Consider the following 13,211-nt stretch of genomic DNA (forward strand, 5'->3'; position numbering starts at 1 on the left):
AAAAGCACTTTGACAATAATTAAAACAAAGTGCTTTATTTTTTACTTTTTTACTATAGAAGCAATGCCTGCCATAATATTTAAATATTGCTTTTCATTTTCTACAAAAGAGTCATTGTTAACAATAATATCTGCTATATCCTTTACTTTAAGTGCTCCATGCTTAATTTTGAACTGATCCTTCTTTTTGGTTCGCTCAATTATTTGTTCAAAAGTAAAGTTTTTACCGTTATCAATTGTTTGCTTTTTGTATTCTCTTTGAGCGCGAACTTCAAGAGGCGCTTCAATGTAAATGTTCATCATTTTAGAACCTAGTTCTTTTTTAAGGTAGACACCTAATTCTGAACGGTATAAGCTTTCAATTGATGCATAATGAATATTTTCATCTTGCATTTTACCTATTAAACGGTATAAGAACTCTTTAAACACCTTTTCAGTGTCTTTAGCATAAAGATTGGTGAAATCTTGTTCTGATGGATGTCCAGTGAACTGATAATTGCGTTCTATCATCATTTCTTTTTCTACTGCAATAATCTTCATTCGTTTGATACCAATGCTGTCAAAATAAATTCCAGCAGCTGATTTGCCGCTTTCACTTAATCCGCCTAAAGAAAACAAACCTTTGACAAAATTTTTACGATTTTCATAATCTTGCTCAGTAAATTCCATTTTCACGCCTCCATTAAAAACTAAAAAACTGCCCTGTAAATTAACAGTGCAGTTTTAAAGTATACACGGTGTGCTATTTTTTTGCAAGCGATTTCATTAAAATTAGGTAATTTTCATCACAAATTCGGCTCCAGTTGGAGTAGCTATGAAAATAGCACCCACTATCAGTAGGAATCCTGCCACAAAAGCAATTTTCTTTGTTAACTTTGAAAGCTGACCAGCAAAACTAAAATAGATTAGAACCGCTCCAGATATCAAAGCCAAAATCATAACCCAGAAACCCATAAATACCTCCAATTTAATCAATCTAGTAATTGTTTATTTATATTAATTATAATAAATATAAGCCAAAATAATCATTAATGGATTCAAAAAATTAAAAGTATAGTAAAATTTAACTAATTTTTCTAATCTTTAATCTTTACGTGAGCTAAATAAAGAGTTGGCTGTAATTTGATCTTATCTTCTTTAAAGGGATCTTCTAACTTTTTTATGATTGGTTGCTTATCAATAGTAAAGTAAACTTGATAAATCCAATAATTTTTCAAAGTCTTTGATTTTTTCAGTTCATTTTGCGAAACAAAAAAGCAAAGTTCACCATTATTATTTCTATGTTCTGTGGTTTTAACTTCAATATAACGTGGAGTCCCATCTTCTTCGTAGGATAAAATATCATAACCTAATGAATCATCGACTTCAGATTGCAACTTTACTTTTAAAGTTCCTAACTTTTTTAAATTCCTAACCTCGTAGTTATATACAATTCTTTCTCCTATTTTACCGAGCTTAGTATTTTTTTGCTCTCTACCTAAATAATTTATCTTGAACTTTTTGGATTTTGATCTTATTTTTTTGGATGGTTTAGAATATTTCGCAATTTAAACATCTATTACTATTGGATTATCATATATCTTTTTATATTTATACTTATAAATTTCCGGATCGACTGGGGTTTCAAGAGTGAAATTATTATTTTTTTGCCTATTTGGTTTATCAGATGTGTTTAACTTTTTTACGTTTTTAAATAAATAGTAAAGATAGTTACCATATTCGATGTTAGTCCAGTTCTTAACAATCTTATTTGAATTTTTTATCTCAATTAACTTTTTTTGCATTTCATATATCGAGCTCTTTTTGAAATTAGATTCCGGATAAAACTGAAAAAGAAAGTATGAAAGTGGATTCTTAGAAAAAATGTTTAAATAATTATTTGGATAATAAACAGACAAAATTTTATATTTAAAAATGCTTGACAATGGAATTGAATCAATTTTTTCAATTGACTCTTTGCTATCGTCTGCTCCCAATTTTATTATTTCAATAATGGCATTCTTTAATTCGCTGAACGATTCATTTATATTTTTTCTTGCCCAGGCTTTTGTTGTAATGTACTTCTTCTCTTCTTGACTATAATAAATACCGAATTTTTTTGAATTTGAACCTCTGATACTGCCCAATTGAGCTAAATTAAATTCAAGTTGATAGCAAAAGCTATTTTTATTTCCTTTACCAACAACAAAATCGTCTAAATTCATATCATTTTTAATATAACTTTGCGTATATTTATTAACGAAATCGTATCTTAACCGATTAAGATTTCTGGAATCCCTATTAAATGAATCCAGCATGTAATCAAACTCTGCTAGTTTCCTCATTATTGAAACCTCATTTCCTGATAAAATTATTTTCTTTCTCAAATACAGAAAGCTTCATGCTTTAAGGTTATCACTTTTTGTCAATGATTTCGCAAGATTTTAGCAAAAAAAAGCCCTCATCTATACAGATAAGAGCTTTTAATTGAATAAATAAGAATATTTATCTATTTCATTTGTTCTTTTACTTCAGCAGCAAAGTCTTCTTGCTTCTTTTCAATACCTTCGCCAACTTCGTAACGTTTGTAGCCAACAACTTCGCAGCCTTCTGATTTAGCATATTCAGCTACTGTCATATCACCATCTTTAACGTAAGGTTGGTCTACCAAACAAATTTCACTGAGATACTTGTTTACTCTACCTTCAACAATCTTAGGAATGATTTTAGCAGGCTTGCCTTCATTTTCAGTTTCCTTAGTGAAAACTTCTTTTTGACGATCAAAATCAGCCTTTGGTACTGAATCTTTGTTCAAGTATTCTGGGTTAATTGCGGCAACGTGCATGGCAATGTTCTTAGCTGCTTCCTCACTGTTGCCTTTTAAGGTAACAACTGCAACAATTGCACCACCATTGTGCTTGTATGCACCAAAGACTTCATCATCATTCTTAGTAATTAGATCAAATCTTCTCAATGTGATTTTTTCACCAATGACAGCAGTAAGGTTGGTAATTTCCTCGCCAATTGTGGAATCACCCATTGGTGATTTTAATGCTTCTTCAACGTTAGCAGGTTTAGCCGCTAAAATTGCCTTGGTCACATCATCAACTAACTTAATAAATTTATCATTAGATGAAACAAAGTCTGTTTCAGAGTTAATTTCTACTACAACAGCATTATTTCCTTCAAAAGCATATTCAGCTAAGCCTTCAGCAGCAATACGGCCACTCTTTTTAGCAGCTTTAGCGACACCATTTTCTCTTAAAATGTCAATTGCCTTTTCAATATCACCATCAGCTTTAACCAAAGCCTTCTTAGAATCCATCATACCGGCGCCAGTGCGGTCACGCAATTCTTTTACTTGTTTAGCAGTAATGTTTGCCATTATTTTTCCTTTCAAATAAAAACTTATTAATAATCAAAACTAGTCTTCATCTGAGTCAGAAGTTTCTTCAGCTTCTACTGTTTTTTCTGCATCAGCTTCAGTATCTGCTTGTTTTTCTTCTGCACCCTTAGCCATCTCTGCTTCAGCATTGTCATCATCTTGACCTTGCTTACCTTCAATAACTGCATCAGCCATTGCACCTGAAATTAGACGAATTGCACGAATAGCATCGTCGTTTGCGGGAATAACTACGTCAACTGGGTCTGGATCAGTGTTAGTGTCGACCATAGCTACTACAGGAATTCCTAAAATATTAGCTTCATGAACAGCAATCTTTTCCTTTTTAGGATCGACTACGAATAAAACATCTGGAATTCTAGGCATATCCTCAATACCACCTAAGAATCTTTCCAATTTATCCTTTTCTTTTGTCAAAAGAGAAGCTTCCTTCTTTGGCAATACATCAAATGTGCCATCTTCTGACATTTTCTTTAAATCTTTTAATCTTTGTACTCGGCTCTGGATAGTCTTCCAGTTAGTCAATGTACCACCTAACCAACGTTGGTTAACGTAGTATTGACCAGCACGAGTAGCTTCTTCAGCAATTGAATCTTGAGCTTGTTTCTTAGTACCAACAAAAAGAATAACGCCACCGTTTTGAGCAACAGCTCTTACGAATGCATAAGCATCATCTAACATTTTGATGGTTTTTTGCAAATCAATGATATAAATACCATTTCTTTGTGTAAAGATATAAGGAGCCATCTTTGGATCCCATCTTCTAGTTTGGTGACCAAAGTGGACACCGGCTTCAAGCAATTGTTTCATTGAAACTACTGACATATTAACTTCCTCCTATGGTTTTAATCCTCTCAAGCGGTCATTTCAGTATTTCACCATTTGTATGGCACCGAAATACTGATTGCTCTTGATGTTTTTTATACATATGCATAAAGGCATACGTTAAAATAATACTAGATTATTGCTTAAGATGCAAGGTTAAAAGTTAACTTTATGTTCTCTTAAAAATCTTTCCTTCCATAATCTGTTATGGTGCTTAAACCAGTATTCCCTTTTAAGCGCCAGCTTCTTATCTTTAAACTCTTCGTGATAAAGCAGTTTGACTGGTCTGCGAGACTTGGTATATTTAGCACCTTTGCCGCTGTTATGTGCTTTTAGTCGTTTTTGTAAATCATCAGTAAAACCACCATAGAAGCTATTATCATTGCATAAGAGTACATAAAAATAATATCTGCTACTCTTTTGTCTTTTTTCTCTATCCGATTTCGTTTCTCGGATTATACGCTCAATCGCAGGAAGATAATTACCGTTTTTGTCATGTACCTCAATGGCATCCCTTAATACCAGACCATCGCTACCGGTATGCTTAACTGCTTCAATAATTATTAAATTGCAGTTTTCTCCTCGATGAGAAACATATGGCTGTACTAGCTTAATACTCAAATCATGTTTAAGACAAAAATATGCAATCTCATTTAAACGCTCGGGTCGATGAACCATAAACAATTTGCCTTTCATTTTAAGCAAGGCGCTGGCTACAGAAATTATTTCTTCTAAATTAATTAATATTTCATGTCGAGCAATAGCCTTTGCTGGATCAGGATTTACTTTATGATTTTGTGCAACTTTAAAGTAAGGTGGATTCACGACAATTACATCATACGAATCTTTTCTCAAAAAAGCTGGAGCATCTTTAACGTTTTTTTGAAAAACCCTGATGCGATTTTCCATATTGTTTAACGCAATAGATCGTTCAGCCTGTGAAACTACTTCTTCTTGTATCTCAACCGCATCATATTTAGCACGATTAAAATAAGCCATATACATTGTTGCTGCGCAATTGCCAGCGCATAAATCAGCAACTTTGGAATTATCTTTAATTGAATCTTTTGCAGCTGCCGCTAAAAGCAGCGTATCTAATGAAAAGCTGAAAGATGATTTGTTTTGGATTATTTTTAAATCATCACTGTACATATAATCAATGCGTTCATTTTTCAATAATTTTTCCATAAAAATTTGTCCTCTTCCACAGCTTTGTTATAATATTTTACATCAATTGGAGGAAATTATGTTTTATCATTTTATTCGTCCGGTAGCTCGCTTTATAGTTTGGCTATTAAATGGACATTTACACGTTAATCATAAGGAAAGAATTCCCGAAGGGAACTATATATTAGCAGCACCACATAGAACTTGGTGGGAACCGATTTTATTCGCTTTAGCGGCAAGTCCAAAAGAATTCATGTTTATGGCTAAAATAGAATTGTTTAAAAACCCGATATTGCGGTTCATATTAAAACACGCTCATGCATTTCCAGTAGACCGTAAACATCCCGGACCTTCAGCCTTAAAAACTCCCATTAATGGCTTGAGAAAAGGTAATTATTCTTTAATTATTTTTCCCTCAGGTACTAGGCATTCATCGGAAATGAAAGGCGGCACAATTGCCATTGCTAAGTTAGCAAACAAGCCTATAGTACCAGTAGTCTATCAGGGTCCACTAACTTTCACTGGTTTATTAAAACGCCAACCTTTAGAAGTTTGTTTCGGGGAGCCATTTATGGTTGACCGTAAAATCAAACTCACTCACGAAAACGAAACAATGTTAGACAATAAACTAAAAAAAGCCTGGGATAAAGTTGACTACGAACAAAACCCAAATTTTCATTATCAGCCGAAATAAAAGATTACTCTTTAAACAATAGCTCAATGAACAAGTGTTAAAATAAAAATGTAAAAAAGTTAGATGGAGGATTTCAAAATTGTTAGAAAAAAGTTTTTATAGAGCTATGTTAAGTAAGTCTTTTCCTTTCCCAGTCAAAGTAACATATTGGGATGGCAAAAGCGAGGTATACGGAAACGGTACGCCAAATATAGAGATTATTTTTAACGAAAAGATTCCGACTAGTGCTATCTCAAAAAATGCTTCTCTTGCTTTAGGCGAAGCATATATGGATAAAAGAATCGAAATCAAGGGCAGTTTGCAAAAACTAATTTGCGGAGCTTATGAAAGTGCCGGAAGTTTCATGCGGTCCAGTAAATTTCGTAAATTTTTACCAAAAGAAAAACACACTGAAGCACAAAGTGAAAAAGATGTTCAAAGTCACTATGATATCGGTAACGACTTTTATAAATTATGGCTTGACCCTACTTTAACATATTCGTGTGCATATTTTGAAAATGAAAATGATGACCTTGAAACAGCACAATTGAATAAAATCCATCATATTTTAAATAAATTACATCCTGAAAAAGGAAAGACTTTACTTGATATTGGATGTGGCTGGGGCACCCTTATGCTTGTCGCAGCTAAAGAATATGGCTTAAAAGTAACTGGTGTAACTCTGAGTGAAGAGCAGTATAAACTTGTGCAAAAGAAAATATTCGACCAGAACTTGCAAGATATTGCAGAAGTTAAGTTGGAAGACTACCGTGAGCTGGGAAATGAACAATGGGATTATATTACCTCTGTAGGAATGTTTGAACATGTTGGCAAAGAGAATTTAGGCCAATACTTTGCTGATGTAGCAAAATATTTAAAGAAAGATGGCGTAGCCCTTATTCATGGCATAACTCGTCAGCAAGGTGGTGCCAAGAACGCCTGGATAAACAAGTACATTTTTCCAGGTGGTTATGTACCAGGCTTAGCCGAAAACATCGGTCATATTGTTGAAAACAACATGCAAATAACAGACTTGGAAATGCTTAGAAGACATTACCAAAAAACACTAGAAATTTGGGATAAAAATTTTAATGCTAAACGAGATCAAATTCAAAAGAATATGGGTGAACGTTTTACCCGCATGTGGGATCTATACTTGCAGGCTTGTGCTGCTTCTTTTGAATCTGGCAACATCGATGTCGTGCAATATCTAATTACTAAAGGCCCATCTGGCAAGAACTTGCCAATGACGAGAAAATATATGTTAGATAAGTAGTATTAATATTTTCATCCATACAAAAAGCTGACAAATTAACTTTGTCAGCTTTTTTAGTAATTAAATTTACATTCACACTATGATTTAGAATTCGGGTTAAGGTTTAAAAATCTTCCCTGGATTAATAATATAATTAGGATCAAATAACTTTTTAACCTTACGTAGTAAGTCGGTATAATCTTTACCGTAAAAGTCTTCATAGTAATTTGCTCTTGCATAACCAATTCCGTGTTCACCGGACATATTACCATCAAGAGATTTAGCGGTTTTATACAATTCAGAAATAACTTTATCACTGGTTTTAGCATACTCTTCATCAGACATATTGTCAGAGCAAAGATAAATATGTAAGTTTCCATCTCCAGCATGACCAAAGTTTGGAATCCTAATGTTTAATTCTTTTTCTAATTCCTCAATCCGGTCTAATACAACAGGAATGTGGTTGATTGGAACACAAACATCAATCTCATCCATCTTAGGAGTAGAGTTTTGAATGGCCAGCAATAACTCTTCACGACATTTCCAGATCTTCTTGGCTTCATCAGAATCAGCACTCAGAACGATAGCTTTTTCAGCTTTAAAAGGTTTAACAACTTCTAAAGTTTCGTTAAGTTCTGCTTTCCACTCATCTTCTGTAAAGGCATCAATTCCAATGATAATAAAGCCGTCACCATGCTTAATCGGAAACTCATCTTTAGCATAAGTTTCCCAGAGTTTAACAACCTTACGTCCCATAAACTCAACGGTAGTTGGTACAACCCCAGATTTAAGAATAGCTGGTACTGATCTAATAGCATCATTCAAAGTTGGAAATGGAATAATGGCATTAATAGATTTGTGAGGTCTTGGGTATAAACGAATTGTAACTTCTGTTACAACACCCAAAGTTCCTTCTGAACCAATGATCAAATCTTTCAATGAATAGCCAGAAGATGATTTAACTGCCTTCGAACCAAATTTATATAATTTACCATTAGTTAAAACAACTTTAATCTCACGAATGTGCTCTCTGGTAACGCCATATTTAATAGCTTTAAGTCCACCGGCATTGGTAGAAACATTACCACCAATAGTTGCCCAGTGCATGGCTGGAGCAGGCATATACATGAAAGGCTTATCAGCCAGATATTCGTCCAAGTCCTTCAATCTCAATCCTGCTTGAACAGTCATGGTCAAACTTTCTGGATCATATTCCAAAACCTTGTTCATTTTGATCATGTCTAGTGAAATTCCGCCATCAACAGCAAGGTTAGCTCCCATTAAACCAGTTGAATTTCCTCTTGGAACCAAAGGTATTGAATGATCACTCGCATATTTAACAACATTCATTACCTCTTCATTACTTGTTGGTTGAATTACCAAATCAGGCATAGCTTTGACTGTGCCAAATTGGTCATGATCCCAGTGTTTAGTAGGTTTAGTAATAAACCTTTCTGGATCTGAAATGAACTTACTTAAATTATCCAGATCAGTTTGATTAATTTTATGATATTCCATTATAATTCCCTTCTTACTAAAATCATAATATAGCTATTGCTAACATGATAAATTTACTCTTTAATGTAAACGCTGTCAATACCAAATATAAAAAAGCACAAAGTTTTAGCTTTGTGCTTTTTTTCACTTTTGGCTATTCTGTAAGGTATATAAATTATAATAATAACCTTTTTGTGAAAGAAGATTTTCGTGATTGCCTCTTTCTACTATTTTGCCATCATTTAAAACGATAATTTGATCTGCATCAACAATAGTTGAAAGCCTGTGTGCTATAGCCAAAGTTGTGCGGCCTTTGCGCAATCTCTTTAGTCCCTGCTGAATGAGTGTTTCAGTTTCAGTATCAACATTTGCAGTTGCTTCATCCAAGACCAATATCTTTGGATCTGTAACTAAAGTCCTTGCAAATGAAATCAATTGCCTTTGGCCTTGACTAAATTCGCTGCCGCCCTCACCTACCTTAGCATGATATTTGCCAGGAAGATTTTCAATAAAGCCATCTGCCTGAACAGTTTCTGCAGCCTTTTTTATTTGCTCGTCAGTTATGTCCTTGTTATAAAGACGAATATTGGAATTAATATCTCCGTAAAACATGAATGGTTCTTGCAATACCAATCCCAGTTTTTTGCGTAATTCTGCTTTAGGATACTTTTTAATGTCAACGCCATCAATTAATACTTCACCTTTATAAAATTCATAAAAGCGCATCATTACGTTAATAATTGAACTTTTACCAGAGCCTGTATGGCCTACTATGCCTAGAGTTTCACCAGGATTAACTGTGAAAGAAATATCATGTAAAATTTCATTTTTACCATCATAAGAGAAACTTACATGCTTAAACTCAATCTTTCCTTGAGTAATTGTTAATCCTGCTTCAGCATGCTGTTCCGGTTCGTAATCAGTATTATCTAATATCCGAAAAATTCTTTTACCGGCTACAATACCATCTTGGAAAAAAGTCATTTGATCCATCATATTGGCAATTGGATTGAAAAACTGGGAAATATATTGTGAAAATGCGTAAACCACACCTGCCGGCACGAATGTTTCCCTCAACGGAAAACCAAAATACATTAAAGTTAAAGCTAATGCCAGAGAATATAATAAACTAGTTAAAGGTGACAGCAAAAAAGAATTAAGATTAATCATATCAAATCTTGTTTTCATTAAAGCTGTATTTTCATTTTCGAAATGATTAGTCATGCGCTCTTCTTGCTTAAATTGCTGGATTAAAGAAACTCCTTCAATTGATTCATTTAAGTTAGTATTGATGCGACTCAGTCGCTCGCGATAACTACGGTAAAGTTTAGAACTTCTTTTAGAATATTGCCAAATGATCACTAAAAGTACAGGCAAAAAGGCAAGTACTATCAGTCCAGCCATTACATTTGTAGAAAACATCGCTACCATAGCCGAAATGATTGAGAAAAATGAAATTACCACACTTGATAATACAGTCAGAAAATTACTCAAAGTCATAGTATCGTTTGTTACTCTTGAAACTATAGATCCGGCTGGAGTTTGGTCAAAGTAGCGCATCCCTAACGTATGCAATTTTTTATAAAGTTCTGACCGCAATCCTTCAAGTGATTTTTCAGATCCTAAAGCAAAAAAGTACTCATAGGTAAATTGAAAAATTCCTTTAACAATAGAACCAAATGCGTAAAGAAAACCGGCAAATAAAATTATTTGTGTTGTAACATCAGTTTTACTCAAAAAGTTATCCAAAAAATATTGTAAACCATATGGTAGCAGAACGTTGATTACACTTACTAAAAAGGCACCTATACCAGCAATAATCATTTCATTTTTAAAATGCATCACAAACCGCAATAAACGTTTAAAAATGCTAAGTTGCTCTTTTACTGGAATTTCTTGCGACCAGACTGATTGAAATGAATTTTCATCATCCATTTGAGTCACCTACCTTGTCTTCTAATTCTTGTCTTTGCCACATATCTGCATACCAACCATTTAATTTTAGCAACTGGTCATGGGTCCCTCGTTCAACAATCCGACCATTTTTTAGTACTAAAATTAAATCAGCATTCATCACTGATGTGAGTCTATGCGTAGCAATTAAGGTTGTTTTCCCTTTTCGTTCTTTTTTTAATGAATGTAAAATAGCCATTTCAGTTCTGGCATCAACTGCTGACAATGCATCATCTAAAACTAAAATTTGACTTTGCTTCAGCAAGGCTCTGGCAATAGACATGCGTTGTTTTTGTCCACCGGAAAGTGAAACGCCATTTTCGCCGACCAAAGTATTGTAGCCACCAGGCATTTGTAAAATATCATTATGTAAATCACTTTTCTTGGCCGCAGAAACAATAGCACTTTCATTACTGTCTGCTTTTGAAAAAGCAATATTTTTTTGAATACTTGTTGAAAATAAGTAATTATCTTGAGGCACATATGAGATTTGGCGTAGTAAAACGTTAAGCGGGATCTCCCTGATATCATGTCCATTTAAGGTGATATGACCATCATATTTATCAAATTCCCTTAGTAAAAGCTGTATGATAGTTGTTTTTCCAGCCCCTACTTTACCAACAAGACCCAGAGTTTGCCCCGTCTTTAACGTAAAGTTGATATTATTTAATACTTGAACTTTAGGCTCATCTGGATATGCAAAATATTTAACATGATAAATAAGATCTCCAGCAATATCTTTGGCAGATAATTTTTGATCAGCATTTTTGTCAGTGATTTCAGATTTTTCTTCTAATAGTTTTTCAATACGATCGTAACTAGCACTTCCACGCTCTAAAATATTAAAAAGATACCCAATCGCAAACATTGGCCAGACCATATTGCCGATATATGCTATAAATGAGACTAACTGGCCAATAGTGAGAGCTTTGTTAAAAACTAGCATTCCGCCATAAATAATAGTTATTGTATATGTCAAACCAATTAGAAATGTACCTAAAGGATCAAACATGGAATCCCATTTAAAAACTTTTTTATTGATTTTGATAGTATCGTCTATCATTTGATTAAAAGCAGCCGTATCTTCTTTTCCCTGTCCAAAAGTTTTCAAAACTTTTATACCAGAAACAGATTCTTGAGTTTTATTATTTAATTTGGAAAAGGCTGCTTGAGATTTATCAAAAGCATCATGTAGTCTGTCTCCTAATTTCCATGCCCCCCAAGCCAAAAAAGGCAAAGGCAAAAGAGCTACAAGTGTTAAACGCCAATCAACAAAAGCAATCATGGCCACCATAGTAGATACGCTCATTATGAGTGAATCTACTAAAGTTAAGACACCTTCACCTGCAACCTCCTGAACAGCCGAAACATCATTTGTGGCGTGAGCCATCAAATCACCAGTTCTGTGACGTTGATAAAAAGTGCGATCCATAGCCATAAAATGACGAAATAATTTTGATCTTAACTGCAGTTCCAGTTCAGCCGCTCCACCCCAAATCTGACTACGCCAAAAATAGCGGAAGCCATAGAGCAACAAGGCCGCTAAAACGATAGCCATAATCAGTAGACCGTATTCCTGCCAACTAATATGTCCTTTATCCAATTGATCAGCCATTAGTCCTAAAATCCTCGGTGGCACCAAGTTCACAACTGAAGTTAATGCTAAAAATGTAATACCAATGAGGTAACGCTTTTTCTCTTTTTTAAAAAACCAGCCTAATTTAAAAAATATACCCATTATTCACCTAAAAAATTCAGTAAAAAAGCGGAGATACCATTCTCCGCAACACTATTTCAATCTAGTAAGTTTTTACTTTTGGTGCTTCATCATGTTCATCACTTGGTTTACCTTCTTCGCTGAAGGTTTTTGGCCCATTTGAGACATCATGGCAACAATCATATCTTCACTGATTGGCGGATTATCCTTAAAATATTTTTTCATATATGCTCTGGCACCGTAAAAGCCACCCACTAGACCTAGCAATAGTGCTATAACAATTAGAAAGATCGCTAATCCTAAGTTCATAAAATAATCACCTCAATTTGTCCAATAGATATATCTTACCTAAAAATTCAATAAAATTAAAGATCAAAGTTAATCTTTTCTTAAACCTTTTTTTCTCTGAGCTTTCTTAGCTTTTTCAGATGTAATTTCATTACCATTTTTATCAATTATGACTAAATTTTCAACGTCTTGCTTAAAGCCGGCTCTAAAGTTCTTAATAAATTCCCGATGTAATTTTTTTCGTTCCTTTTCCTCAGCTTCTGTTAGTCCAACAGATTCTTTTTTATGATAAAGTTCATTTATTCGACTTATCATTTTTTTCTCAAGATCTTCCTTCATTTTAAGCACCTCTCATTAAAAAAGTCTACATTATTATTAGCAGGAAAAAAAGTTTTTAATTTTCAGAACGTTTGTTTGCACTATACAATTTATTTTGCTAAAATTAAATGTATAAG

Annotated in this window: 14 protein-coding genes; 2 read left to right on the forward strand and 12 right to left on the reverse strand. The window is 33.8% G+C overall.

The genetic code is table 11. The features are described 5' to 3' along the window. Positions 1 to 41 precede the first annotated feature (41 nt). From JF75_RS05780 to JF75_RS05805, 7 genes are all read right to left on the reverse strand, one after another. Positions 42 to 668 (reverse strand): nucleoside/nucleotide kinase family protein, encoded by a 627-nt coding sequence (locus tag JF75_RS05780; RefSeq protein ID WP_046332236.1) that lies wholly within the window; start codon positions 666 to 668, stop codon positions 42 to 44. 102 nt (positions 669 to 770) lie between these two features. Beyond that, positions 771 to 953: a hypothetical protein gene (locus tag JF75_RS05785; protein WP_046332237.1), complete on the reverse strand. Its 183-nt coding sequence runs from the start codon at positions 951 to 953 to the stop codon at positions 771 to 773. Positions 954 to 1,075: 122 nt separating this feature from the next. Continuing rightward, the gene (locus tag JF75_RS10345; RefSeq protein WP_084605737.1) at positions 1,076 to 1,546 is read right to left on the reverse strand and encodes a protein NO VEIN domain-containing protein; all 471 of its coding nucleotides are present in this window, start codon (positions 1,544 to 1,546) and stop codon (positions 1,076 to 1,078) included. Beyond that, positions 1,547 to 2,365: a hypothetical protein gene (locus JF75_RS10350; RefSeq protein WP_141639321.1), complete on the reverse strand. Its 819-nt coding sequence runs from the start codon at positions 2,363 to 2,365 to the stop codon at positions 1,547 to 1,549. A gap of 122 nt (positions 2,366 to 2,487) precedes the next feature. Beyond that, complete coding sequence (gene tsf / locus JF75_RS05795) at positions 2,488 to 3,363, reverse strand: translation elongation factor Ts (protein ID WP_034981620.1); 876 nt, start codon at positions 3,361 to 3,363, stop codon at positions 2,488 to 2,490. Between the two features lie 39 nt (positions 3,364 to 3,402). Continuing rightward, a complete protein-coding gene (gene rpsB, locus JF75_RS05800) occupies positions 3,403 to 4,206 on the reverse strand; it encodes a 30S ribosomal protein S2 (RefSeq protein ID WP_045928222.1) in 804 nt (267 codons plus the stop codon). 156 nt (positions 4,207 to 4,362) lie between these two features. Then, on the reverse strand, positions 4,363 to 5,394 hold the full coding sequence (locus JF75_RS05805; protein ID WP_046332238.1) for a GIY-YIG nuclease family protein: 1,032 nt from the start codon (positions 5,392 to 5,394) through the stop codon (positions 4,363 to 4,365). A 58-nt stretch (positions 5,395 to 5,452) separates the two neighbouring features. Between JF75_RS05805 and JF75_RS05810 the strand changes: the two genes are divergently transcribed. Both JF75_RS05810 and JF75_RS05815 read left to right on the forward strand, forming a co-directional pair. Beyond that, the gene (locus JF75_RS05810; protein WP_046332239.1) at positions 5,453 to 6,067 is read left to right on the forward strand and encodes a lysophospholipid acyltransferase family protein; all 615 of its coding nucleotides are present in this window, start codon (positions 5,453 to 5,455) and stop codon (positions 6,065 to 6,067) included. Positions 6,068 to 6,146: 79 nt separating this feature from the next. Continuing rightward, entirely contained in the window at positions 6,147 to 7,322 is a 1,176-nt protein-coding gene (locus JF75_RS05815) for an SAM-dependent methyltransferase (RefSeq protein ID WP_046332240.1), read from the forward strand. Between the two features lie 96 nt (positions 7,323 to 7,418). On the opposite strand, the gene JF75_RS05820 is transcribed toward JF75_RS05815, so the two are convergent. From JF75_RS05820 to JF75_RS05840, 5 genes are all read right to left on the reverse strand, one after another. After that, positions 7,419 to 8,819, reverse strand: coding sequence for an FAD-binding oxidoreductase (locus JF75_RS05820; protein ID WP_046332241.1), 1,401 nt, complete (start codon positions 8,817 to 8,819; stop codon positions 7,419 to 7,421). Between the two features lie 123 nt (positions 8,820 to 8,942). Then, positions 8,943 to 10,733, reverse strand: coding sequence for an ABC transporter ATP-binding protein (locus tag JF75_RS05825; protein WP_046332242.1), 1,791 nt, complete (start codon positions 10,731 to 10,733; stop codon positions 8,943 to 8,945). Then, entirely contained in the window at positions 10,726 to 12,489 is a 1,764-nt protein-coding gene (locus JF75_RS05830) for an ABC transporter ATP-binding protein (protein ID WP_046332243.1), read from the reverse strand. The genes JF75_RS05825 and JF75_RS05830 overlap by 8 nt, the downstream gene beginning before the upstream one ends. Positions 12,490 to 12,561: 72 nt before the next feature. Then, positions 12,562 to 12,777, reverse strand: a complete 216-nt coding sequence (locus JF75_RS05835) for a YneF family protein (protein WP_046332244.1) — start codon at positions 12,775 to 12,777, stop codon at positions 12,562 to 12,564. A gap of 69 nt (positions 12,778 to 12,846) precedes the next feature. Further along, positions 12,847 to 13,095: a DUF896 domain-containing protein gene (locus JF75_RS05840; protein ID WP_046332245.1), complete on the reverse strand. Its 249-nt coding sequence runs from the start codon at positions 13,093 to 13,095 to the stop codon at positions 12,847 to 12,849. Positions 13,096 to 13,211: the final 116 nt, after the last annotated feature.

The sequence above is a fragment of the Lactobacillus kimbladii genome (assembly GCF_000970755.1).
Taxonomy (GTDB): Bacteria; Bacillota; Bacilli; order Lactobacillales; family Lactobacillaceae; genus Lactobacillus; species Lactobacillus kimbladii.